At 53.7% G+C, this 24,215-nt stretch carries 22 protein-coding genes; 12 read left to right on the forward strand and 10 right to left on the reverse strand.

Annotation, left to right across the window (positions count from 1 at the left end; genetic code table 11):
* Positions 1–4 precede the first annotated feature (4 nt).
* A complete protein-coding gene (locus QEH53_RS08430; RefSeq protein ID WP_309022729.1) occupies positions 5–328 on the forward strand; it encodes a hypothetical protein in 324 nt (107 codons plus the stop codon).
* 18 nt (positions 329–346) lie between these two features.
* Here QEH53_RS08430 and QEH53_RS08435 read toward each other — a convergent pair whose 3' ends face one another.
* From QEH53_RS08435 to QEH53_RS08450, 4 genes are all read right to left on the reverse strand, one after another.
* On the reverse strand, positions 347–904 hold the full coding sequence (locus tag QEH53_RS08435; protein WP_309022730.1) for a hypothetical protein: 558 nt from the start codon (positions 902–904) through the stop codon (positions 347–349).
* 37 nt (positions 905–941) lie between these two features.
* Positions 942–2,342: a dihydrolipoyl dehydrogenase gene (gene lpdA, locus QEH53_RS08440; RefSeq protein WP_309022731.1), complete on the reverse strand. Its 1,401-nt coding sequence runs from the start codon at positions 2,340–2,342 to the stop codon at positions 942–944.
* A 100-nt stretch (positions 2,343–2,442) separates the two neighbouring features.
* Positions 2,443–3,693, reverse strand: coding sequence for a 2-oxoglutarate dehydrogenase complex dihydrolipoyllysine-residue succinyltransferase (gene odhB, locus QEH53_RS08445; protein WP_309022732.1), 1,251 nt, complete (start codon positions 3,691–3,693; stop codon positions 2,443–2,445).
* 27 nt (positions 3,694–3,720) lie between these two features.
* Positions 3,721–6,453: a 2-oxoglutarate dehydrogenase E1 component gene (locus tag QEH53_RS08450; RefSeq protein ID WP_309022733.1), complete on the reverse strand. Its 2,733-nt coding sequence runs from the start codon at positions 6,451–6,453 to the stop codon at positions 3,721–3,723.
* Positions 6,454–6,715: 262 nt separating this feature from the next.
* Between QEH53_RS08450 and QEH53_RS08455 the strand changes: the two genes are divergently transcribed.
* Both QEH53_RS08455 and QEH53_RS08460 read left to right on the forward strand, forming a co-directional pair.
* The gene (locus tag QEH53_RS08455; RefSeq protein ID WP_309022734.1) at positions 6,716–6,961 is read left to right on the forward strand and encodes a hypothetical protein; all 246 of its coding nucleotides are present in this window, start codon (positions 6,716–6,718) and stop codon (positions 6,959–6,961) included.
* A 3-nt stretch (positions 6,962–6,964) separates the two neighbouring features.
* The gene (locus QEH53_RS08460) at positions 6,965–7,357 is read left to right on the forward strand and encodes a translation initiation factor (protein WP_309022735.1); all 393 of its coding nucleotides are present in this window, start codon (positions 6,965–6,967) and stop codon (positions 7,355–7,357) included.
* Positions 7,358–7,389: 32 nt separating this feature from the next.
* Here QEH53_RS08460 and metF read toward each other — a convergent pair whose 3' ends face one another.
* Positions 7,390–8,280 (reverse strand): methylenetetrahydrofolate reductase [NAD(P)H], encoded by an 891-nt coding sequence (gene metF, locus QEH53_RS08465; protein ID WP_309022736.1) that lies wholly within the window; start codon positions 8,278–8,280, stop codon positions 7,390–7,392.
* Positions 8,281–8,416: 136 nt separating this feature from the next.
* Positions 8,417–9,523, reverse strand: coding sequence for a 23S rRNA (adenine(2503)-C(2))-methyltransferase RlmN (gene rlmN, locus QEH53_RS08470; RefSeq protein WP_309022737.1), 1,107 nt, complete (start codon positions 9,521–9,523; stop codon positions 8,417–8,419).
* Between the two features lie 115 nt (positions 9,524–9,638).
* Here rlmN and QEH53_RS08475 point away from each other — a divergent pair, with 115 nt between their 5' ends.
* Positions 9,639–10,805 carry an LptF/LptG family permease gene (locus tag QEH53_RS08475; protein WP_309022738.1) on the forward strand — a complete coding sequence of 389 codons (1,167 nt, stop codon included), beginning with the start codon at positions 9,639–9,641 and terminating at the stop codon, positions 10,803–10,805.
* A 64-nt stretch (positions 10,806–10,869) separates the two neighbouring features.
* On the opposite strand, the gene QEH53_RS08480 is transcribed toward QEH53_RS08475, so the two are convergent.
* The 3 genes from QEH53_RS08480 to QEH53_RS08490 form a co-directional block, all read right to left on the reverse strand.
* Positions 10,870–11,325, reverse strand: coding sequence for a hypothetical protein (locus QEH53_RS08480; RefSeq protein ID WP_309022739.1), 456 nt, complete (start codon positions 11,323–11,325; stop codon positions 10,870–10,872).
* The gene (locus tag QEH53_RS08485) at positions 11,322–11,867 is read right to left on the reverse strand and encodes a sigma-70 family RNA polymerase sigma factor (protein WP_309022740.1); all 546 of its coding nucleotides are present in this window, start codon (positions 11,865–11,867) and stop codon (positions 11,322–11,324) included. The genes QEH53_RS08480 and QEH53_RS08485 overlap by 4 nt, the downstream gene beginning before the upstream one ends.
* 106 nt (positions 11,868–11,973) lie before the next feature.
* On the reverse strand, positions 11,974–12,720 hold the full coding sequence (locus tag QEH53_RS08490; RefSeq protein WP_309022741.1) for a M14 family metallocarboxypeptidase: 747 nt from the start codon (positions 12,718–12,720) through the stop codon (positions 11,974–11,976).
* Between the two features lie 157 nt (positions 12,721–12,877).
* Between QEH53_RS08490 and QEH53_RS08495 the strand changes: the two genes are divergently transcribed.
* Both QEH53_RS08495 and QEH53_RS08500 read left to right on the forward strand, forming a co-directional pair.
* The gene (locus QEH53_RS08495) at positions 12,878–14,257 is read left to right on the forward strand and encodes a UDP-glucose 6-dehydrogenase (RefSeq protein WP_309022742.1); all 1,380 of its coding nucleotides are present in this window, start codon (positions 12,878–12,880) and stop codon (positions 14,255–14,257) included.
* Positions 14,258–14,471: 214 nt separating this feature from the next.
* Positions 14,472–14,792 carry a hypothetical protein gene (locus QEH53_RS08500; RefSeq protein ID WP_309022743.1) on the forward strand — a complete coding sequence of 107 codons (321 nt, stop codon included), beginning with the start codon at positions 14,472–14,474 and terminating at the stop codon, positions 14,790–14,792.
* Positions 14,793–14,845: 53 nt separating this feature from the next.
* Here QEH53_RS08500 and QEH53_RS08505 read toward each other — a convergent pair whose 3' ends face one another.
* The gene (locus tag QEH53_RS08505) at positions 14,846–17,389 is read right to left on the reverse strand and encodes a DNA topoisomerase III (RefSeq protein WP_309022744.1); all 2,544 of its coding nucleotides are present in this window, start codon (positions 17,387–17,389) and stop codon (positions 14,846–14,848) included.
* A gap of 300 nt (positions 17,390–17,689) precedes the next feature.
* On the opposite strand from QEH53_RS08505, the gene lpxK reads away from it, so the two are divergent.
* The 6 genes from lpxK to QEH53_RS08535 are packed head-to-tail and all read left to right on the forward strand — an operon-like array spanning position 17,690 to position 24,214.
* Positions 17,690–18,901 (forward strand): tetraacyldisaccharide 4'-kinase, encoded by a 1,212-nt coding sequence (gene lpxK / locus QEH53_RS08510; RefSeq protein ID WP_309022745.1) that lies wholly within the window; start codon positions 17,690–17,692, stop codon positions 18,899–18,901.
* 60 nt (positions 18,902–18,961) lie between these two features.
* Positions 18,962–20,077 carry an aminopeptidase gene (locus tag QEH53_RS08515; protein WP_309022746.1) on the forward strand — a complete coding sequence of 372 codons (1,116 nt, stop codon included), beginning with the start codon at positions 18,962–18,964 and terminating at the stop codon, positions 20,075–20,077.
* Between the two features lies 1 nt (position 20,078).
* On the forward strand, positions 20,079–21,071 hold the full coding sequence (locus tag QEH53_RS08520; protein ID WP_309022747.1) for an adenosine deaminase family protein: 993 nt from the start codon (positions 20,079–20,081) through the stop codon (positions 21,069–21,071).
* Positions 21,068–21,997 carry an RluA family pseudouridine synthase gene (locus tag QEH53_RS08525; protein ID WP_309022748.1) on the forward strand — a complete coding sequence of 310 codons (930 nt, stop codon included), beginning with the start codon at positions 21,068–21,070 and terminating at the stop codon, positions 21,995–21,997. Before QEH53_RS08520 ends, QEH53_RS08525 begins: the two co-directional genes overlap by 4 nt.
* A 60-nt stretch (positions 21,998–22,057) precedes the next feature.
* A complete protein-coding gene (menB, locus tag QEH53_RS08530; RefSeq protein WP_309022749.1) occupies positions 22,058–22,894 on the forward strand; it encodes a 1,4-dihydroxy-2-naphthoyl-CoA synthase in 837 nt (278 codons plus the stop codon).
* A gap of 60 nt (positions 22,895–22,954) precedes the next feature.
* Positions 22,955–24,214 (forward strand): diaminopimelate decarboxylase, encoded by a 1,260-nt coding sequence (locus QEH53_RS08535; protein WP_309022750.1) that lies wholly within the window; start codon positions 22,955–22,957, stop codon positions 24,212–24,214.
* Position 24,215 lies beyond the last annotated feature (1 nt).

Raw genomic sequence — 24,215 nt, forward strand, 5'->3', positions numbered from 1 at the left:
AGGGATGCCGTTTACTGAGGATTTTCTGCAAAAGCTGACGGGAGATGACGGATTTTTTGCGGTGGGGATTTTCGCGCTCGAGCAAGGTTGGATGTATGCTTCGATCGTTTTGGCTTCGATCATCGATCGCAAGTTTACGGCGGTTTGGGGTTGGCTATTGGCGGCGGCGGGATTTTTGGCGCTGGGAATCTTGCACAACTTCCGTGTGATCGACATCGACATTACGACGGGGCTCGGTCCGGTTTGGAGCGCGGTGCCCGGCTATTTGGTAGCGATTGCAGTGATACAGGTGATCCGGTTTACTCTAATCAGTCGCGAGGTGCGGTAGGTGCGGGGTAAAACGCGATTAGGGGGTGAGTTTGCGGATGGAGTCAGTTAAGGTGACTTCGCCGGCTTGGATGATTTGGCAGAGGATGCCGCGGAAGCGTTTGGGTTTATTTTCCGGTAGATTGATCCACTTGAAGGAGACGTTGCCGTGGCGTTCGCTCCACTTGGAACAGGCGTGGTTGAAGACGTCGGAGACCTCGAGAATAGCGGTGCCGATTTGGAGGTGAATTCCGACGGGGAGGTTTTCTTCTGAGAAGTCCATGTCGGCGATGATGTTGTCGCCTGGGTAGGTCATGCCGTCGGGGTCGCGTCGGATGAGCTGGAGGATACGGGAACCGAGTAGGCAAACTTGAATACGCGGGTCGGGCTTTCCGTCGTCAGTGTATATCCAAGTCTTGCGTATCCATCGATCGCCTACGACCCCTTGTTCGGGGTCGAGCTGTATTTTGGAAACGAAGGTGCGTTCGCCTTCGTCGGGACGAACGCAGAGGGTTAGAATGGGAGCGTTGTCCTTCGGTGCCGCAAGGACCCAATCACGCCGAGCGTTGAGGAAGTCGATGGTGGCGTGCTGGGTCATGTCGGAGAATTAGCGGCACAAGGCCGCTTGCCAAAGGTTACAAGGAGTGTATGGCAGCTCCGTCCACGGCGAGACCAGCTTCCTTGATTGCTTCCGAGATCGTAGGGTGTGCGTGGACGGTTCGACCGAGGTCCTCGGCGCTGCCGCCGTATTCCATATGAGTCACGATCTCGGAAATCATTTCGCTTGCACCTTTGGCAATGATTTGGCCACCGAGGATTTTATCGGTTTCGGCACACGCGATAATCTTGACCATCCCGTCGGTTGCGTCGGAAGCGATGGCACGACCGTTGGCCTGTAGTGGGAATTTTCCTACCTTTACAGAAATACCTTTTTCTTTGGCTTGGGCTTCGGTCAGCCCGACTCCCGCTACTTCCGGTTCAGTGTAAATGACGTTGGGAATGACGTTGTAATTTACGTGACCCGCTTTGCCTGCAATGAGCTCGGCGATGGCAACGCCTTCTTCCTCTGCTTTGTGGGCCAGCATGGGACCACGAACGATATCGCCGATTGCAAAAATGCCATCGACACTGGTTTTGAAGTGGTCGTCGATCTCGATGAAACCGCGCTTGTCGGGTGCGATGCCGACGGTATCAAGTCCTAGGTTTTCGGTAAACGGCTTACGGCCGACGGCGACGAGGATTTTGTCGGCGGGTACAGTTACCTCTTTGTCCTTTTTCTCGGCGACTACGTTGAGCTTGCCGTCGATTTCCTTGGTTCCAGTGACCTTGGTATTGGTGTGGATGGTCAGACCTTGTTTTTTGAAGCTGCGCTCGAGGAGTTTGGATACGTCCTGGTCGAATCCGGCGGCTACATTTGGAAGGAATTCTAATATGGTGACTTTGCTTCCGTAGCGCGACCAGACGGAACCCATTTCTAGTCCGATGGCTCCCGCTCCGATAACAACGAAGTTTTCGGGAACGGAATCGAAGGCGATCGCTTGGTCGCTGGAAACGATTGTTTCGCCGTCCTGCTTAAGAAAAGGTAGGTCCACGGCTGCGGAGCCGGTGGCGAGAATGATGTTCTCGGCGGAAAGCGCTTCTTTGTCGTCTACTGCGATCTTGCCGTCGCCGAGCAGCTTGCCATGTCCCTCGAAGCGAGTGATGCCGCGTTTCTTGACCAGCATGTCGACGCCGCTGGTGAGTTGCTTCACCACTTTGTCCTTCTTTGCCATGACTGTCTCTAGATTGAGCGAAACCTTGCCGTCGATTTCGATGCCGGCCGCCTTGGCGTTGTGGGCGGCGAACTCGAATTGCTCGCTGGTGTGGAGCAGGGCTTTGCTGGGGATGCAGCCAACGTTGAGGCAAGTTCCGCCTAGCGCCTTTCGCTTTTCAACAATGGCGGTTTTGAGGCCGAGCTGAGCACAGCGGATTGCGGCAACGTAGCCACCAGGGCCACCGCCAATTACGGCTACATCGAATGTGGATGAATCTGACATTATGTAATTAGGTAAGTTTTATGTCCACGAATCGCACGAATTTGCTAGAACATCTAATCTCGGGATTCGCGGAGATTTGCGTGGCTCGCCGAAGGTCTCTCTAGACTTCGAGCAAGAGGCGAGCTGGGTCTTCGAGTGCTTGCTTGACCTTTACGAGGAAGGTGACCGCTTCCTTTCCGTCGACGATGCGGTGATCGTAGGAGACGGCGAGGTACATCATAGGGCGGATTTCTACCTGTCCATTGATGGCGACCGGGCGCTCTTGGATTGTATGCATTCCAAGGATACCACTCTGTGGCGCATTTAAGATCGGAGTGGAGAGCATGGAGCCGAAGATGCCGCCATTTGTAATTGTGAAAACACCGCCGGTTAGGTCGTCGATGCTGATTTTGCCTTCGCGGGCTTTATTGGCGTAACCGATAATAGATTGTTCGATTTCCGCGAGGCCGAGTTGATCGCAGTCGCGAACGACAGGAACCATTAGTCCTTTGGGAGTGGATACGGCGATGCCGATGTCGTAGAAGTGGTTTTGTACGATCTCGTTGCCGTCGATCTGGGCATTGATCCCAGGAACTTCCTTGAGGCCGTTGACGACCGCTTTGACGAAGAGGGACATGAATCCAAGCTTGACCCCGTTTTTCTTAACGAAGGCGTCTTGGTACTTTTTGCGAAGTCCCATAACCGCGCTCATATCGACCTCGTTGAAAGTGGTGAGCATGGCCGCTTCTTGTTGAGCGGAAACGAGGCGCTCGGCGATCTTGGCTCGAAGCGGCGTCATCTTTTTGCGAGTGGTGCGTTCGCCGCTAGGAACGGGCTTGGCAGCTGAAGGCGCTGAAGCGGCGGGCTTCTTTTCTTCCTCGGCAGGCATGCGGGAGGAGTGCGTCGCTGTTAGCATGTCGCCCTTTGTGACGCGTCCGTCTTTACCGGTGCCTGTAACCCTCGCCGGGTCGATGTCTTCCTCTTCGGCGATACGGCGAACAGCCGGAGAAATTGCGTCGGACTTTTTCTCGGGAACGGATTCCTTCTTGTCCTCTGTCTTTTCTTTGTCTTCCGCTTTAGCTTCCTGTTTTGAATCGTCCGCCTTCTCGGCTTTGTCCGCCTTATCAGGTGCGGAAGCTGATTCGTCGATGCTGGCGATTACAGCGCCGATGTCTACTTCGTCACCCTCCGCTGCGGCGAGGCTGATGACTCCTGCGACTTCGGCGAGACCCTCTGATGTGATCTTGTCGGTTTCCAACTCGTAAAGGACTTGGTCCTTTTCGACGTAGTCTCCGTCTTTAACGTTCCACGAGGCGATTATGCCGGACGTGATAGATTCGCCGAGGGCGGGCACTTTTACTTCAGTTGCCATGCTGTATCAGAATTGTCGTTACAAAAATTATAGGGTGAAAGCGTCGTCCAAGAGTTGAGCGAGTTCCTTCTTGTGGAGAGCCATGACGCCGACAGCCGGGCTGGCGGACTCGCCGCGACCTGCGTAGACGGGCCTCTTCTTGAAGATCTCTTCGAGCTTTGGAGCGATAAAAGTGTAAGCTCCCATGTTCTGGGATTCCTCTTGGCACCAGACAATCTTCGTGGCTTTGCCGTACTTCTCCGCGATCTCGGCGAGTCTCCCGGCATGCAGCGGGTAAAGCTGTTCGACGCGAATGACAGCGGTGCTTTTATCCTTTATCTCGGCCTGCTTTTTGCGGATGTCGTAGTAGACTTTTCCGGAGCAGAGAATCAATCGCTTCGTTTTCGATGCCGTGGCTTGCTTGTCGTCGATAATTTCCTGGAAAGAACCTGATTCGATGTCTTCCCATGGAGACGCAGCGTCTTTGAGGCGTAGCATCGATTTAGGCGACATTATGACGAGCGGCTTGCGGAATTCGCGCATCATCTGTCGGCGCAACACGTGAAAGTACTGTGCGGAGTTGGTCATGTTGCAGACCTGGATATTGTCTTCTGCGCAAGATTGCAGGAATCGTTCGAGGCGGGCTGAAGAGTGTTCGGGGCCTTGGCCTTCGTAGCCGTGCGGGAGTAGCAGAACCAATCCTGAAACGCGTCCCCACTTGGATTCAGAGGAGGTGATGAACTGGTCGATGATGACTTGGGCGCCGTTGGCGAAGTCGCCGAATTGGGCTTCCCAGATGCAGAGCATGCGTGGGTAGTCGAGGGAGTAGCCGAAGTCGAAGCCCAGTACCGCCGCCTCGGATAGAAGCGAATTATAAACGCAAAAACGTGCTTGGTCCTTGTCGATATTGAGCAGCGGAATGTATCGCTCGTCAGTCTTCACGTCGTGGATGACGGCGTGGCGGTGGCTGAAAGTGCCTCGCTCCGAGTCTTGGCCAGATAGGCGGACGGGGGTGCCTTGATTGAGAAGTGTTCCGAATGCGAGCGCTTCTCCGTAGGCCCAATCGATAGGATCGTTGTTTTCGAAAGCTGTTTTCCGGGTGTCGAGGAAACGCTTGATCTTGCGGTTGGGCTTTATGTTGCCGGGAAGGCGGGTCAGGCCCTGTACGACTGTACTCAAAATCTCCTTACTGACGCCAGTTTCGACGGGTTCGAAATTGAACTTAGGCTGGAAAATTGCGTTGGAACCAGCGAAGGCTTTTTTGACTTGGATTTGAGCTTCGGCGGCCTTTTTGACTCGATCGAGAGAGTTGGCGAGTGAGGTTTCGTACTCTTGTTGAATCTTGGCGATTTCGTCTTTGGATAAAGTACCTTCGTCGATGAGGCGTTTGGTGAGGATCTCGCTGACGGGAGGGTGCTTGGAGATCTTGTCGTAGAGATCCGGGTTTGTGAACATCGGCTCGTCCGCCTCATTGTGGCCGTGTTTGCGGTAGCAGTACATGTCGATGACGACATCGGCTCCGAACTTTTGGCGGTACTCGATGGCGAGCAGGGTGACGTAAACGACGGCGAGCGGGTCGTCGCCGTTGACGTGAAAAATCGGGGCTTCGATCATCTTAGCCACGTCCGTGCAATAGCGAGTGGAGCGGGCCTCTTTCGGAGTTGTGGTGAATCCGATCTGGTTGTTGACGATGATGTGCAGGGTGCCGCCGGTGCGGTAGCCTGGGAGCTGTGAGGAATTGAGGACCTCGGTGACGAGTCCTTGGCCGGCGAAGGCTGCGTCTCCGTGAATAAGCACAGGCAGGACTTTTTCGCGCTTGGTGTCGTTGAGGATACGCTGGCGAGCTCGAGCTTTACCTTCGACGACTGGATCGACCGCTTCGAGGTGCGAAGGGTTGGAGGCAAGGCGGATTTCGACGTAGTGGCCCTCCTTGGTCTCGATGACCTTCTCGTAGCCGAGGTGGTACTTCACGTCTCCATCGCCGCCGACGGTATTGGGAATGTATTCCTCCCCGAATTCTTCGAAGACGAATTCGTAGGATTTCTTGAGTGTATTGGCGAGTACGTTGAGGCGACCGCGGTGGGCCATGCCCATGACGACCTCCTTGATGCCGAGACGTCCGCAGTGTTCGAGGACGTTGTCCAAGCAGGGGATCAGGGTTTCGCCGCCCTCGAGGGAGAATCGCTTTTGTCCGGTATAACGCGTGTGAAGGAAGCTTTCGAAGGCTTCTGCAGCGAAGACCTTGCGAAGGATGCGTATCTTAACCGAGTCGGAGAAGTCGATGCCGCCTTGCAGCGGCTCGATCTTGGTCTGGATCCAGCGGCGTGCCTCCGTGTTCTGCATGTGGATGTATTCATATCCTATGCTCGAACAGTAGGTCTTCTTGAGGCTGTCGATAAGATCGCGCAGTTTCATGGGCTGTCCGTCAAGGAAGTGGCCCGAATTGAAGGAGGCATCGAGGTCGGCTTCGCTGAGACCAAATTCCTCTAAAGAAAGATTTGGATTCTGTATGGGAGCTTCGTCGAGCGGATTGATCTTCGCCTGCGTATGGCCAAGGCTGCGGTAAGCGTAGATGAGACTCGAGACGTTCATCTGCTTGGCGGCGCTGCTGGTCACCTGCGCGGGGGCGCCTTTAGGGGTTTTTGGAGCAGTCGCCATAGCGAGCTCGAAACCTTCGAAGAAAGCTTGCCATTTCTCGTCTACCGAAGCGGGGTCTGCTTTCCACTTCTCGTAGTTGAGATCGATCAAGTCAGCGTTAGAACGCGTTGCGAATGTGACCATTCCTGTATGTCCCTATGGGTGTGATGGTGTTGGGAGATTGTTAAAAGAAAACACCACCGTTAAGCCCGCTGGTGTAGGGAGTAAAGCAAAACGGGTTAAATAATAGTAGCTATCAGTTAACAACGCATCGGTGTATGAACGTTTTCTGCACTTTGTAGGAGTTTTATGAATGGATAGCAGGACTTGGAGGGTTCCGGGAATCTTCGTGGGGTGCACATCTTTCTTGCTGCGAGGCGAGGCGTTGATTGATTGATCAGTCAAGATGATTGAAACGCAGATCAGGGAATCGTTGCAGCAGCTGAAGGACGCCATCGCGAATGCAGACTCAGCTGAAATCAAGCGAAGCATGGGAGTGATCGATGGGGCTCTGGAGGAGCATCGCCGCGAGATCAATCCTCAGCTTCGGCACTTCCTCAAGAACCGAAGCTACATGAAGGCTTTGGCGTTTCTGAACAACGAGAACGAAATTCCGAGAGGTCGCTGCGCGGGCCGCAAGGATTTTTCCTAAAAAATGGGTAAGGGAAAAAAGCGCGTTTCCACAGACGGTGGCGAAGGTATTGGAGCGAACCCATTTGATTCTCTCGATCTGGGGAGCCTTCCCAGCGGGCCTACCGTTCCATCGCCTAAATCAGCAGCTAGCAAGGTGGCTGAAAAGAAGAATCGCGGCCGCCTCGACGTGAAGCGTGAAAAGTCAGGTCGCGGTGGCAAGACGGTAACTGTTGTCTCCGGTTGGAAAGGGATTTCAGCGGAAGAGAAATCTGTATTGGCTAAGTCGATACAAAAACGTTGTGGAGTCGGTGGAGCAGTGAAAAACGGCAATATCGAAATTCAAGGCGATAAACGCGAAGAAACTCGGACCATCTTGGAAGATGCCGGGTTTCGGGTGGTTTTTGCGGGTGGCTAACGAAACTAGGGCAGTGAGCCGCCTGTCGTCATTCAGTCTGACGTCGTCGCCGTGCGGAACGCCGACATGAGCTCAGTCGCCACATCGGAGCGATTTAAGGCGTAAAGATGAACGCCCGGGAGTCCCGCCTCGATGAGGTCTTGAATTTGCTCGGTAGCCCAGCGGATGCCGATTTGGCGGACGAGGTCCGCATTATCGCCGGCAGTGTTGAGGTGTTTTTCGAGTTCGGCTGGTAAGCTAGCTCCGCACATGCTGGTGATGCGTTTGATCTGCTTGATCGAAAGCACGGGCATTATGCCGGGGATGACCGGTACGGTAATATCGAGCTTGTCCGCTTCGTCGAGGAAGCGGTAGAGGTCGCCGTTGTCGAAGAAGAGCTGGGTGGTGATAAAGGATGCTCCAGCGTCTACCTTGGTCTTCAGGTGGTGGAGATCGGTAGCGAGGTCCAAGGCTTCGGGATGTTTTTCTGGATAGCCAGCGACACCGATCGAGATATCGGAATGGAGTTCCTTGATAAAGGCGACCAAATCGGCGGCATAAGCGAAACCGTCCTTTGCCACCACGAACGAGTCGCTGTCCTTGGGCGGATCGCCGCGCAGGGCCATGATGTTTCGGTAGCCGGTGTCGTAGAGACCGTTGATGGTCTCCGCTAGCTCGTCGCGGCTGGCTCCCACGCAGGTGAGGTGGGGCATGATGTTGTACTCATGATCCTCGCGTAGAAGATCGCAGGCCTTGGCGGAGCGATCGCGTGTGCTGCCGCCTGCTCCGTAGGTTACCGACACGAAATCAGGCTGATAGATGGCGAGGTCGTCCGCCGAATCCATTAGGGTAGCGAGAGCTTCGTCGGTTTTGGGCGGGAAAAACTCTACCGAGAGAAGAGGTTTGCTTGCCGAGAAAAGTTGGCTGATGGGTGTCTGGCTCATGCGAAATTGGAATGATTCAAAAGATATATCAACGTATCAGTATTTGTTGATATGTAATTAGATTCCTAGTAATCAAGTAGAATTTCGCGGTGGGTTGGAAGGGTGTTGGCCAGTTAGTTCGCGATCAGGGTCGATTCTACACTGCAAGGTCGGTTTCAGTCTTGAGTTTGAGTTGGCCGCATGCTGCTGCGATATCGTGGCCTTTTTCCCGGCGGATGGTCACGGAGACTCCCCTGTTTTTGAGTCGATTGTAGAAGGTGTCTTGGCGGGTAATGGAGGGGCGCTTCCAATCGAGTCCATCGACGGTGTTGTAGGGGATGAGGTTGACGTGTGCTTTGAGGTCGAGGGCGATTTTGATGAGGGCGTCGGCTTGTTCGAGCATGTCGTTGATCTCTTCGATGAGAATGAACTCGAGGGTGATCATGCGGCCCTTGGTCTGAGCGTACTTTTGGATGGCGGGAAGCAGCTGCTCGAGCGGGTACTTGCGATTGATTGGCATGATCTGATCGCGGACCTCGTTGGTCGCACCGTGCAGTGAGACGGCGAGACGGAATTGCTCTCGTTCGTCCGCCAGCTCTAGAATGCGAGGAACGACTCCAGAGGTCGAAATCGTGATGCGTCGGGCCCCGAAATTGAGTCCCCATTTCGCGTTGAGGATGCGAAGTGCAGGGAGCAGGTTCTGGTAGTTAGCCATGGGCTCTCCCATCCCCATGACGACAATGTTGTCGAAGGAGGCTATTTCTTCGGAAGCGCGTTCGGTGGTGGCGTCTTCGAGGTGGCAGACGTGTATGAGTTGGGAGACGATTTCCCCGACGGAGAGGTCACGTTTCCAGCCAGCGAGTCCTGACGCGCAGAATTTGCATCCGTAGGCGCAGCCGACTTGAGTGGAGATGCAGATAGTTTTGCGGGAGCTTTCCTGACCGACGCCGATTTGCGGGGCTCGGATAACGACGGTCTCGACCATGGAGTTGTCGCCCATTTGCAGGAGCAGCTTTTCTGTTTCGTCAGCCGATTCCTTGGCGAGAACTCGTTTGGAGGGGGCGATTTCGAAGGAGTCGGCTAGCTTTTCGCGCAGCGGCTTGGGGAGGTTTGTCATGGCGTCCCAAGTCTTTGCCCGTTTTTTGTAGAGCCATTCGAGGACTTGTTTGGCACGGAACTTGGGTTCGCCGAGTTCCACGAAGCGATCTTGCAGGCTTTCGAGCGATTCGCCGTAGATAGGTGGCTTTTCAGGAACGTACTTCATTCGAGCGGGACGGAGAGTGGATGGTGATGGTGAAAAGGGGAAGTCTTGGTTGCGAGTTTTCTCGGTTGGTGGTTTCGGCTTGCGGATGGGTGGCGGAGAATAAGTGTAGGCAGCGGTGAGCCTTATCCATCGCTACATTTTCAAGAACGTATTTACCTCCTGCATGGCGTCGGTGGCGATGTTCGCCTTCTTGATTCTGACCATGAGCATGGTCAAGGATATGCTTAATCTTTTAGCAGAGGGACAGCTGACCTTGCATTCCTTTTTTCGGCTGACCTGGCAGTTGTTTCCATTCGTATTCGTCTACGCCCTACCGATGGGCTTTATTACGGGGGCTTTGCTGACCATGGGAAGGCTCTCAGCTGAGAACGAAATAACGTCGCTCAGAGCAGCTGGTGTCAGCGTCATCCGGCTTTCGAGTTCAGTTTTCTTTTTGGCGATCCTTGGCACGACCGCCTCTTTGGTGGTAAATTTCTATTACGGGCCTTTAGCCAAGACGCAGTATCGTCAAGAGCTCAAGGACGTTATCCAGACAAACCCGCTAGGCTTTATCGTGGAGAAGACCTTTGTCCGGGATTTTTCGGACACGGTGATCTACGTTGGCCAGAAGGAAGACGAGATGCTCTACGACGTCTGGATCTGGAAGCTCAACGAAAAGAGCCAAGTAACCTTGTTCGCCCGAGCGGAGAAGGGCCGCTTCGCCTTCATCGAAGGGAGCGCGGAGTTGCAGCTGGATACCGAGCAAACGATCGTAGAATACCGCGATAAGGAGGATCCCGAGAGCTTTCGGACCAAGAAATTCTATCCGCTTTCCATGGATCGGGTGCCATTCATGTTTCCGATGTCAGAGATCATCGGCGAGGAAACTCTAGCTCGCAAGCTGACGTGGATGACCTTTGACGAGCTGCAGGCGGAGGTCGCCCGCTACGAAAGTATTATAGCCTCCTCGTCGGGCGAGGTACGCGAAGAGGCATCGAAGAATTTGCTGAAGGCGAAAATGGTTTTCCACAAGAACTTCGCAATGGGTTTCGCGGTGCTCTCGTTTGCGTGCATCGCAGTTCCTTTGGGGTTAAAAACCTCACGCAAGGAAACATCGGCGAACCTTGGCATCGGGGTTGGGATGGGGTTGCTTTACTACCTCGCCATGATCTCTATCGGATGGCTTGACGGCAAGCCTGAGGCGCGGCCGGAGCTGCTGTTTTGGGTGCCGAACTTGTTGTACCAAGGTTACGGTACGTGGCTATTCCTTCGGGCTGACCATGGCCGGAAGTCAAAAAAATAACGGGAAGTCGGCTCGCCGCGATATCTCAAATGGGGAGGCACCGCTGATTGGGGGGCTCCCGTGCTCAGTGAGCGATTAAGAGCAAAATGATTCGCCCGTTTCCGGAATTCGGACCGACGAGGACGGTGGGTCGGTCCTTCGAGGCTACCACGGTCGTATTTACCAAGGTGTGTCCGCTGCGTTTCCATTGGGCGGATATCCGGAATTTTCCATCGCCGGCGGGGTCGACCTTTACGCTGACATCGTGCTCGCCGCTGAGGCCGATGATATTGGAACCAGGCACGGAGACGCTCGCTCTGCTGGAGCCTTGGTTTTTAAAAGTGTCGAAGGGGAGGATCTTTTTCAAGTTTCGCTCGTACTGGCTGAGAGAGGCGTCGACGCCACCTCCCTCGTTAGAGCCCAGGATTAAGGTGGCCCTGATGTTTATGCTGTCGGCTGCGACAGATACGCTGGCAAAGAGGGAGTTGAAGATCGCGATGAGGACGAGGGACGCGAGTTTAGGGGCGCGATAGTTTTTCATGAGACTAAATCTGCTAAGTGTTTTTGTATCGTTTTTCTCGCGTTGAAAAGGCGGGACATGACGGTGCCGGTTTTGCAGTGGAGCTGTTGGGCCATTTCTTCGTAAGTGAGCCCTTCGATCTCTCTGAGTTGGAGGGCCGTGCGTAGTTTTTCGGGGAGTTTGGAAAAGGCGTCGTCGATGCGAGCTTTTAGTTCTTTACCTTCGAGTTTACGGACTTGTTCGGGGGACGCAATCGACGATGCGTCTGAGTTTGCCGCGTTTTCGAGGTAATCCGGCTCGGAGGCGGATTCGCGATTGCTGTTTCGCTTCCGGATTAGATCGAGAGCGGTGAAAGTGGTGATACGATACACCCAAGACGTGAAGGCCGACTCGCCTTTGAAGGTCGAAAGCTTTTTCCAAACCTTGATCCACGTGAGTTGAGCCACGTCTTTGGCATCCTCCTCGGACTTGGTCATGCGGAGCGCTTGGCCGTACACCTTATCGTAGTGGAGGGTGACGAGTTGGTTGAAGGCTGAATCGTCGCCTTCCAGCGCTAAAGACACGAGCGCTTCTGTTTTTTCATCGGTTGCCACCTGTTGCTCTAATCGTCGGTGAGTTTCAATAGCTTCGCTTTATTTGCGAGGTAAGACGCGTATTTGGTAGAAATATTCAGACCCTATGGAGTTCGATCGCTCGAAGTACGGCGGCCGTGTGCTCAGCAACGCGTTGTTCGAGGGGAGCTGAACTTGGCGTTTCCAACGTGTAGTGTGCGTGTCTGGACTTTGAATACAGAAGGAAAGCCTCAGGCCAGTCATCCCGCTCGTAAATATCGAAATCTGCAGGGCGGCTAATCAATCCGGCGGTTGCGGCGCTGCCGTCGATCTCGAGAGCGAGGTCCAGTGGGCCGATCTTTTCGATCGTATCCAAAATCTCCTGAGCTTTGCTAGTGTCGGCGTTTGCGACGATAGCATACAGGTAGAAACCCGTGCTTTCCCAGTCCTCGTGCAAGGCAAGGCTCAGATCGAACGGGTCGATTTGCTCAAGAAAAAGTTTCACCGCCTCGCTCTCAGGATTTTTCGGGTAGCGGAAGTCGCGATTGAGGTCGTGTCCTATCGCATTTTCCCTCGTCCGTGCTTCGAAGCCGGTAGGGTTGATGAGGGGAATGAGGGTGATGTCGCAGTCGTAAGGGAGTAGGTCTTCCTCGAGCAAGTGAGCGATGGTGAGGGGTCCGGCGGGTTCATCTCCGTGAATCCCTGAGGAAATATAGATGCGATAAGGTCTTTGAGAGGCGCTCGCGCTGTTCCGCGATAGGGCGTAAATTGAGTGTTTGGATACGGTTCCGATAGTGCGAAGCTGGAAACCTCTCCGCTCGGAGAGCTCGATGAGGGAGGCGCTGAAGGGTTCAGGCTGGATCATAGCAGGGTTGTGGAGGTGATATTTGTTAAAGTTTTATTGAAGAGCTGACGAATTAGGCTTGGTTTATGCGGCGATCTAACCGGATTTAAACCTACTTTTGTCTAATCCTCGTTTGCCTTTCTTATTGGGTCTGCGATTTCTCAACTCTAACATTACCATGAAGATTTGTTGCTTAGGAGCTGGCTACGTTGGTGGCCCAACGATGGCTATGATTGCCTACAAGTGCCCGGACATCACCGTTACGGTTGCCGACATTAACGAAGCGCGCATCAACGCTTGGAACTCTGAGGAGCTCCCTGTGTTCGAGCCAGGACTCGATGACGTCGTAAAGACCGCTCGCGGACGTAATCTCTTTTTCACTACGGACAAGGTTAGAGCAATCAAAGAGGCTGATATTATTTTCGTTAGTGTGGGCACCCCTACCAAAACTTATGGTGCGGGCGCAGGCAAAGCGGCTGACTTGAAATACATCGAACTTTGCGCTCGCGACATCGCCGAGCACTCGGAAGGTTCGAAAATCGTGGTCGAGAAGTCGACCTTGCCTGTGAGAACTGCAGAAGGCTTGAAGACCGTTTTACAGGCCAATTCTCGGGCAGGGCTTGAGTTTCAGGTTCTTTCAAACCCTGAGTTTTTAGCTGAAGGCACTGCTATCGAGGACCTCAACGAGCCAGACCGCGTTCTCATCGGCGGCGACGAGGACTCGGAGGAAGGGCGAAAGGCGATTCAAACGCTCGTGGACGTTTACGCGAATTGGGTGTCACGCGACCGCATCATTACGACGAATCTTTGGTCATCCGAGCTGTCCAAGCTCGTAGCAAACGCATTCCTCGCACAGCGTATTTCCAGCATCAATTCCATTTCCGCCCTCTGTGAGCGCACTGGAGCGAATGTGGATCAAGTGGCTTACGCGATCGGAACTGATTCCCGTATCGGCCCCAAGTTCCTGAAGGCCTCTGTCGGTTTCGGCGGATCGTGTTTCCAAAAGGACATTTTGAACCTCGTGTACCTTTGCGAACATTTCGGTCTACCCGATGTGGCAGCTTATTGGGAGCAGGTGATTATTATGAACGATTGGCAGAAGAGTCGCTTCTCGCAGAAAATCGTCTCGACCCTTTTCAATACGGTAAACGGGAAGCGGATCGCCATGCTCGGTTTCGCTTTCAAGAAGGATACGAATGACACGCGCGAAACGGCTGCCATGTACGTGGGGCGCGATTTGCTCGACGAGCAAGCGGTACTCGCGATTCACGACCCGAAGGTTTCTCCAGATCAAATGTTCAGGGACCTCAAGGAGTCTGAGACTGACGGAAGCGGCAACCCAAACAAGCAGATCGATATCTGCGAAGATCCGTACGCCGCGGCCAAGGGCGCCCACGGCTTGGCAATCATGACCGAATGGGATTCCTTCAAAGAGCTCGATTTCCAGAAGATCTACGATGGCATGTTTAAACCTGCTTTCGTTTTCGACGGACGCAATATTCTCGACCACGAGAAGCTACGCAAAATCGGATTCGTAGTATACGCTATCGGACGCTAGGTCTGGCGTAATCTTAACTCTCTTCAAGAGGCGGATCACTCGTTCGGGTGATCCGCTTTTTTGCGCGCTAAGGGAGAGCTACTTACGAATGCCAATAGGGTGTAGAGCTCGTTCGGAAGTAAAGCGTGGTTGTTTTATTTGGGATAACTCAGGTTTTAAGCGGATTTACCGATGAGCAGTACTGAGCCATCTTTCAATTTTAACTTCATACATTATGCTGCTCAGCCTCCTCTTTCTCATCATTCTAGCGGTCATTGCTTACAAGAGCAAAAAGATCGTACTGCCTGCTATCGTTTTTGGAGTTCTAAAATCGGCAGCGTCCTGCTTTTACGTGATCGCAGAGTCTTCGGCGCTCGGTTATGACACGATCGCTTTACTAGCAGGTTCGCAGTTGCTTGCCAACGGACTTCTCGGCGCGGCGATTGCCTTTCTCGTCGTGAAGCGTTCACAAGATTGGAAATACTCTTTCGCGACAACGGTCCTCTCGGTTTTTACCTATCTGACCAGTGCGATCGATCCGATGATCGTCGCATAGCGAAAAGGCCGCCTTCCATTGGAAAACGGCCCGAATTTAAATTATCGACCGGACTAATCGGCCTTTTTGGTAGCTTTCTTAGCTGCCTTTTTTGTGGCCTTCTTAGCTCCTTTTTTAGCGGCTCTTGGCGGAAACTCGAACTTGGTCTGACCGCTGTCCTGCAAGGTGAGGTAAGCGTCGAAGGGACGTTTGGTGCGTTTCGACCAGAACTTGTCCAGCAGGTCCGTTTTCCCGTCCGCGAGAAGCTTCATCATTTGATCGAGAGGGATCTCGCGATCGAGTATCTTTCGGCTGACGCGGATAGGGGTCGTTTCCTTGCTTCCCTCCATTACACGAACCACGTACGCAGCTGGCGTTTCGAAGACATCTCCGCCGGTGCGAGGACATTTAGCTACCGGCGTCATTGTCGAGAAGTCTGCGGATCCGCTATCGCCATCGCCGTTTCCGAAATCGAATTTAACGCGGCGCGTCTCTGGATCGAGGAATAGATTTGCGCTGTAGGGTTTGCCGGACTTCGAGCGGAAATTGTCTATCGGTCCGACCTTTCCTTTTTCGAGCAGCTCGCGGAGTTCAGCGACATCCATTTTTCGATTCCCGATGATCTTGTAGATGGCGAAGCGCGTGTCTTTTTCGCCTTCCTCGGGTTTCTGGTCGCCCTTGGTCTTGAAGGCTCTCATCGATTCGAAGAGTGGCTGCCCGTCGATCGGCGACTTCAAGTCGCTCGGCAGCAAGTCGTCGTCGTTTTCTTGGAAGTTTTTGATACTGTCGACGATCTTCTCGGTCATGCCGATGATCTCCTTCACAAAGGCTTCACGGTCGAGTTCGCCATCCTCAATCTTGTGCAGCTTATACTCCCATTCGCCAGTGAGCTCAGGTTTGGTGAGAGCCTCGGCGTTGATGCAGGTGAGGAAGTCGAGCAGAGTTTCCGCTTTTGGCGTGGGGCAGAGAGCTCGGTGATCACGCTCGATGTAGCGCTCAGCAATGAGGCGCTCGATGATTTGGGCTCGGGTCGCTGGTGTGCCTAGTCCGCCTTCCTTCATTGCGTCGGCGAGTTCGTCATCTTCGACCAGTTTGCCAGCACCTTCCATTGCAGATAGAAGGGTGGCTTCTGTGTATCTTGGAGGTGGTTTGGTTTCCTCGGCCAGAAGCTCGAAACCGTCAACCTGGGCCTTTGCCGGCTCGCCATCTTTCTCGTCGAGAGCGGGAAGGGTGTCGTCGACACCGGCGACCGTCACGCTTTTGCCGTAGACTTCCAGCCAGCCAGGAGAGACGAGAACCTTACCTTCGGTCTTGAAGTTGTGCCTGTTTATCTCGCTCACTCGAGTGGTGATTGCGAATTCGGCGCTCGGGTAAAATATTGAGACGAAGCGGCGGCTGATCATGTCGAAGATCTTTGCTTCGTCGTCATTGAGCTTCTTTGCGGAGTCAGCAGTTGGGATGATCGCAAAGTGATCGGATATCTGCTTGTTATTGAATACTCTTTTATCGCCAGGATTTACCCAATTATTGGATACAGGACGCGTCGCAACCTCGCCGAGCGTAGATTCAAGATTCTGCAGGGTGCTGCGAACGGTGTCGGGATAATCCTCCGGTAACGCTCGAGAGTCGGTACGCGGATAAGTGATCATTTTGTGCTTTTCGTACAACGACTGCGCGAGCTGCAGTGTGCGGCGGGCAGAGAAGCCAAATCGGTTGTTCGCTTCCCGCTGTAGGGTGGTCAAGTCGTAGAGGCGCTGAGCGGCTTGTCTCGACTTTTTCTTTTCCTCGGAAACGAGAGCGACTGGATTGCCCTCTAAGTCAGCGGCTACCTGCTTGGCTTCCGCTTCATCCCAGATGCGATCAATCCGGTTGTGTTCGTCGTCGCCTTTCTTGAAGTTCGGTTTTTGATAAACGCCTTGGTAGCTACCGTTGGTGATGCCGAAGTCGGTTACAATGCGCCAGTAGTCACGAGGTTTGAAGGATTCGATTAAGCGCTCTCGCTCGACGACGATGGCGAGGGTGGGGGTTTGCACACGGCCAACACCGGCGACATTGCCCGCACGCGAGCCGTAGAGTCGCTTGGTTACGCCACGGGTACAGTTGATTCCGATAAGCCAGTCCGCTTCGGAGCGAGATTGGGCGGCGTCGGCAAGATTCTTCATTTCCTCCCCGTCACGCAACTCGTCGAAGGCTTTGCGGATGGCAGCAGGGGTCATGGAAAGCATCCACAAGCGCTTTACGGGTAGCTTCGATTTCGTCAGCTTGTAGACGTATGAGAAAATCAGCTCGCCCTCTCGACCGGCGTCACATGCGTTGACCACGGTTTCGATGTCCTTCCGCTTCATCAGCTTTTTGATGGACTTGTATTTCGACTCCGTTTTCTCGATCGGCTTGAGCTTAAACTGTTCGGGAATGATAGGCAGGTTTGCCAGTCTCCAGAACGCGTCTCGCTTGTCGTAGTCCTCCGGCATGCAGAGCTCGACGATGTGACCAACGGCGGAAGTGATCACGTAATCATCGCTTTCGAAGTACTCGTCGTGCTTGGCGAACTTTCCGCCGACTGCTTTGCAAAGGTCGCGAGCTACGCTCGGCTTTTCCGCGATGACAAGGGACTTCATTATATATAGTGTAGTTGGTGAAAAATTTGTTTACCGAAGGCGGCGATGAGGCGAGTAAGCGTGCAATTTTCGGCCCTCTTTTACTCGCTTTGAGCGAGGGAGGGGTGGAAAGGTCGCTATTTTTCGGTCGATGAGGACAAATTCGGAGCCTTGCAAGTACAATTTTGGAACGACGGTCTGGGAGCGGCTTCAAATGGCCCAGGTTCGCGATTGGTCTTGGCGAGCTGGGTAGGGGTGTCTAAGCATTGGCCTTTCATGACTTTGGGGCACTGCCAGATTAACCGATTCCGAACCTAGCGAATGAGCAGCAGCAACACCAAGCGATTGCTCAACCAGCTGGAGGAATTCGCGGTCGAAGTGGTCAATGACCGTCGTCGTGGCAAGCGTGCGATTGCCTTCAAAATCCTGTTGCGTGCGCTATCCGTTGTATTTGGCGGGCTGGTACACCTGCGTTTCTTTCTCTACCGAAACCGCCTTCTTAAGGATCAACCGCTCGGTTGTCTCGTGGTGGTTGTGGGTAATCTCACAGTGGGCGGCACTGGAAAGACGCCGGTTGTGGAGAAGTTCGCCCGTTCGCTGCACAACCGAGGACGTAAGGTTGCGATCCTTAGTCGCGGATACAAAAGCAAAGCGGTCAAAAAGGAGTCCTTGAAAGATCGGCTTTGGCGAACTTACGTGACGGGAGGAGAAGCGCCGCCGCCGAAGATTGTGAGCGATGGCGAGCACGTCTTGTTGGATTCCGAGCTCGCTGGCGATGAGCCTTTCATGCTCGCCAAAAATCTTCCGGGGGTGGTGGTCTTGGTGGATAAGGACCGCGTGAAGAGTGGTTCCTACGCAATCAAGAAATTTGGCTGCGACACGCTAATCCTCGACGACGGGATGCAGTACCTGCCGCTGAAAGGCAGGCTCAATCTTCTGCTTGTCGACAAGAGTAACCCGTTTGGAAACAGAAAGTTGCTGCCACGTGGGATCCTGAGGGAGCCGGTTCGTCACTTGAAGCGTGCTTCTTATGTCTTCCTGACCAAATCCGACGGTCGCCCCGATCCCGAGCTAGAAGCACTCATCCAAAAGCACAATCCGGGAGTAGACATCATCGAATGCGCCCACCGGCCGCAGTACTTGCAGGAAGTTAACGGCACACAGCGCAAGGAGCTTGCGGAGCTCAAGAATCGTCGCATCGGCGCATTCAGCGGGATCGCGGTCCCGCAGAGTTTCGAAGGATTCCTGCGAAACCTCGGTGCAAACCTTCTCTACACCCGCCGTTTTACTGATCACCACCGCTTTGACGCCAATGAGCTCCATGAGATCGTGGACGAAGCTAAGGCAGCCGGCCTAGAGTACATCGTAACCACCGAAAAGGACGCCGTCCGGATTCCGGATACGATTTCGTTTTCCATCCCCCTGTACTACCTGAGGCTCGAGATCGACATCATGCGTGGCGCGGACGATTTCGAAGAAGCGGTTTCCCGAGTGTGCTTCACTGAGAAGGTGGAGCGTAAACTCACTGTTTAGCTCGTCCTAATTGCAGCTATAGCGTTGCAACATGGCGGCAAATGCATTCGTAGAGTAGGCATGATCGATCCACGCCTTTCGCAATTGGCCAAAAACCTGACGCGCTATTCCACCAACTTGAAGGAAGGTGAGCGGGTGCTCATCGACGCTTTCGACGTGCCGGATGAGATCATCGTAGAGCTTATCCGTTCCGCCCGCGAGATTGGCGCCATCCCGTATGTGAATCTCAACCACGCGCGAGTTAACCGTGAACTCTCTCTCGAGACGACCGAAGAATCCCTCCGCATCCAAAGCGCGATCGAGCTGCAGCGTATGAAGAACATGGATGCGTACATCGCGCTCCGTGGGTCCAACAATATTTTCGAATCTTCCGATGTACCCAGCGAGCAAGCGCAGCTCGTCTCGCAAGTGATGAAGCCCGTTCTCGATTGGCGGGTGAACAAGACAAAATGGTGTGTTTTGCGCTGGCCTACCTCGGCCATGGCCCAGCAGGCCATGATGAGCACGGAAGCGTTCGAGGACTTCTTTTTCAAGGTTTGCAACCTCGATTACTCACGAATGCTGAAAGGGAGCTCTGCTTTGAAGGATCTCATGGCGAAGACTGATCGCGTCCACCTGAAGGGGCCGGGCACCGATTTGAAGTTTTCTATCAAAGGTATTGGAGCCGTCGCATGCGTGGGCACGCATAATATACCGGATGGCGAGGTTTTCTCTTGCCCGGTGATCGACACCGTCGAGGGCGTGCTGCAGTATAACGCTCCTTCTGTCTATCAAGGCGTATCTTTCGATAACATACGCCTCGAATTCAAGAAAGGCCGTATTGTCGATGCCAAGGCGAACAATACAAAACGCCTTAATGAGATTTTAGATTCCGACAAAGGAGCCCGCTACATCGGCGAGTTTGCGATCGGCTTCAATCCGTACATCAAAGAGCCGATGCGCGATATCCTTTTCGACGAAAAGATCGCCGGCTCATTCCATTTTACTCCCGGCCAAGCCTATGAAGAGGCCAACAATGGCAACAAGTCGCAAGTTCACTGGGACATGGTTTGTATTCAACGCCCGGAGTGCGGAGGTGGTGAAATTTGGTTCGACGACGAGTTGATCAGGAAAGATGGCTTGTTCGTAACGGAAGAGCTCTTGTCGCTCAATCCGAACAATTTGGTTGCCAAGTAGCATGAGCGGAAGCCTGCCAGATCTGGAGGACTTTATCCGGCGTATCCCCAAAACGGAGACGCACCTGCATGTCGAGGGAGCTTTACCGTACGAATTGTTGAACGAGCTCGACGGAGAGCGGTTTCCTGCTATCCCGGATTTCCGCAAGTCGAATTATCGTTTTCCCAATTTCGTAGAGTTCGAGAACTTGCTTATCGATCACGCCGTGGTTTGGTTTGACTCAGCGGAACGCTATCACCTCGCATGCAAGCGTATGTTCGAGAAAATGGTGTCGTTGAATATCAAATACGTTGAGACCAGCTTTCACTTGCACATGATCGAGTTCATTGGTGTCGACGGACCGGAGATAATCTCTGCTATCAAGTCGGCCGCTCCGGAAGGTCTGGAAGTAAGGGTTATCGGCGGCATGGTCCGCAATGGATACACGGAAACGATGCAGCCCATACTTGCCAAACTGCATAAGTGGGAGGAGCTCGATGGCATCGATTTACATGGGCAGGAGTGGCTTGATCTTGAGGACTGGACCCCGCCGATCTGGCAGCGTTGCCGCGATGCGGGGAAAATCATAAAGTGTCATGCCGGCGAATTTGGAGGCCCAGACAAAATCTACGAGGCGCTGGACCAGCTCGGTTCGCTTCGCATCCAGCATGGCGTACGAGCTGTTGAAGATAAGACTCTTGTAAAACGGTTAGCGGACGAAGGCGCTGTGCTTGATGTCTGCCCGCTGAGTAACGAAAAACTAGGCGTCTTCCCTAGGCTGGAGGATCACTCGCTGCGGGAGTTGATGGAATCTGGAGTTACCTGTACCATCAGCACGGACGATCCACTCTGCTTCGCCAACGACATTCTAGATGAGTACCGCTCCCTGGCCCAGCGCTTGGGCTTCAGCAAAGCAGAGCTGGCACAATTTGCAAAGAACGGGTTTGAGCATTCTCAACTCGACGCGTCGTTGAAACGCGAATACATCGCGCAAATAGACGCGGCCTCAAGATGATGAGCGATACAATCTCCTGGGAAATTCCCGAAGGCGTCTACAAGGCGCGTATTGATAAAATGCTGTCGGACGCGTTTCCGAACCACAGCCGTGCCGACTTCCAGAGAGCATTCGAAGCAGGCCTGGTTTTGGTGGACGGAAATCCGATCGAGAAGAAAGCCAAGCTTTCGGAGGGCGATGTCGTAGAATTCTCCATGCCTCGAGTCGAGAAGCTTGACATGACTCCAGTCGACATGGACCTGGAGATCATCTATGAGGACGAATACATGGTGGTCGTCAACAAGCCAGCTGGTCTTGTCGTGCATCCAGGAGCCGGCCCTGCCGAACCGACGCTCGCCCACGGTCTGCTGCATCACTGCGCGGGACAACTTAGCGGCATCGGAGGAATAGAGAGACCGGGGATCGTGCATCGCTTGGACCGCGAAACCTCTGGGCTGATAATGGCGGCCAAAACCGATGTTGCGCATCGGGCATTGAGTGAGCTCTTCCAGTCGCGATCGTTGATCAAGGAATACCTTGCCCTTGGTTGCGGCGTTCCGGAATTGAGGGGCGGTTCGGTGGAACGTCCAATCGAGCGAAATCCCAACCAGCGCCACAAAATGCGAGTCGGTTTCGAAGGTCGCGGTCGCGCTCGCGAGGCCAAGACGGATTGGACCTTGGTGAAAGCATTTGAAGACAAGGGTTACAGCTTGCTGCGTTGCCGCATTCATACCGGGCGTACACATCAGATTCGGGTGCACTTAAAGAGTATCCGGCATATCATTTTGGGCGATATCGTTTACGGCTACAAACCGCTTCCTAAACTGGAAAAGCAGCCCGAGCGTGTCATGCTCCACAGTTGCTACCTCAAGTTTATCCACCCTCTTACGGAGGAGGAATTGGAGCTTGAGGCTAAGCCGCCGGCGGATTTCCAGTCGTTTATCTAGACGAATCGCTGCGACGCTTCGTGCTTGCAGGTAGCTTCTCTGATCCCAGAATCCGGCCCTATGTCTCAAGCAGAATGGCAAGCCGTCAACGAGTACCACGATATCCTTTACCACAAGTGGAATGGTATCGCGAAGATCACGATTAACCGGCCGGAAAAGCGGAATGCCTTTCGCCCGCAAACAGTCAGCGAGATGTTTCACGCGTTTTGCGACGCCCGAGAAGACCAGACCATCGGAGTCATTTTGCTCACTGGGGCGGGTCCGCATACTGACGGCAAATACGCATTCTGTTCAGGTGGAGACCAAAGCGTGCGTGGGCACGCAGGATACGTAGGTGACGACGGAGTGCCGCGTCTCAACGTGCTCGATCTGCAGAAGATGATCCGCTCGATCCCGAAGGTCGTGATTTCTCTGGTGGCTGGTTATGCGATCGGAGGCGGACATGTTTTGCACGTCATCTGCGATATAACAATCGCGGCGGATAATGCTATTTTCGGCCAGACTGGTCCTCGAGTAGGCAGCTTTGATGGCGGTTTCGGTGCCAGTTTCCTCGCTCGCATGGTGGGACAAAAGAAGGCTCGTGAAATATGGTATACCTGCCGCCAATACAGCGCTCAAGAAGCGCTGGACATGGGCTTGGTAAACACGGTCGTGCCTGTTGCGCAACTCGAGGCGGAGGGGGTCAAGTGGGCTCAAGAAGTTTTGCAGCATAGCCCAACGGCAATCCGTTTGCTCAAGTCCTCTTTCAACGCGGAACTCGACGGGCAAGCTGGTATTCAAGAGCTCGCAGGAAACGCGACCTATCTGTACTATATGACGGAAGAGGGTACGGAAGGGAAACGCTCCTTTCTCGAGAAGCGTAAGCCAGACTTTTCCAAGTACCCTTGGATGCCGTAGGTGGGTCAGACGGGCGTGCGTCTTCGGAGAAGGCGAAATGACTTTTAGAATTTTGATAAAATGAGTGCAGAGAATTTCATAGACCGCGAACTCGCGGAACAAATACAGAGCAAGGTAGGTACGCCGTGTTACGTGTACAGCGAAGCGGCTTTGCGCGATAGCGCGGCCAAAGTATTGGCTTTTCCCAATGCCTATGGGTTGACGGCTCGCTACGCTATGAAGGCGAGCCCGAACTCGAATATTCTACGACTTTTCGCTTCGATGGGCCTTCATTTCGACGCGAGCTCTGGCCACGAGGTGCGTCGGGCCATCGCGGCGGGTATCGAGCCGCAACGCATTTCGTTGAGCACTCAAGAGCTTCCGGAAGATTTCGTTAGTCTCGTCGAGTCCGGAATTTCGGTGAATGTCTGCTCGATCAGCCAGCTCAAGCGATTCGGATCGGAAATTCCCGGTGGGAAGGTGGGGCTTCGTTTCAATCCAGGTCTTGGATCTGGTGGGACTCAGCGCACCAATGTAGGCGGTCCCGCATCGTCTTTTGGTATTTGGCACGAACAGCTGGAGGAAGTAAAAGAACTCGTCGAGAAGTTCGAACTGGATGTATTCAGAATACACTCACATATCGGTAGTGGAAGCGACCCGGAAGTCTGGATCCGAGTGGTTGGCATGAATCTCGACCTAGTGGATCAGTTTCCATCTGTCACTAACTTGAACCTCGGCGGCGGGTACAAGGTGGGACGCATTGAGGGCGAGAAGACTACGGACCTGCAAGAAATCGGACATAAGATGAAGGTCGAGTTTGAGGCATTCGCATCTCGTACGGGACGGGAGATTCACCTTGAGGTGGAGCCAGGTACCTATCTCGTGGCTAACTGTACATCAATCTTGTCGCGTGTTCAGGACGAGACATCGACAGGAGAATCTGGATTTAAGTTTATCAAGCTGGATACGGGGATGACTGATAATACCCGTCCTTCAATGTACGGGGCACAGCATCCGATGTGGCTTTTGCCAGCGGATGATTCTAGCCGCGGCGAAGAAGAGTACATCGTGGTAGGGCATTGCTGCGAGTCGGGTGATATTTTGACCCCCAAGCCAGGCGACCCAGAAGCACTACTGCCGCGTCGCTTAACGGAAGCCAGACTGGGTGACTACCTTGTAGTGGGCGGAGCTGGCGCGTATTGTTCATCGATGTCGTCAAAGAACTACAACAGCTTTCCAGAGTCAGCAGAAGTGCTTGTTCGTGAAGGTGGGCGAATAGCGATCATTCGCGAGCGTCAGCCTTTAGAACAGATCTGGGCGAACGAAGTCGCGGTTCTGTAAG

The sequence above is a fragment of the Pelagicoccus sp. SDUM812002 genome (assembly GCF_031127835.1).
Classification (GTDB): Bacteria; Verrucomicrobiota; Verrucomicrobiia; order Opitutales; family Opitutaceae; genus Pelagicoccus.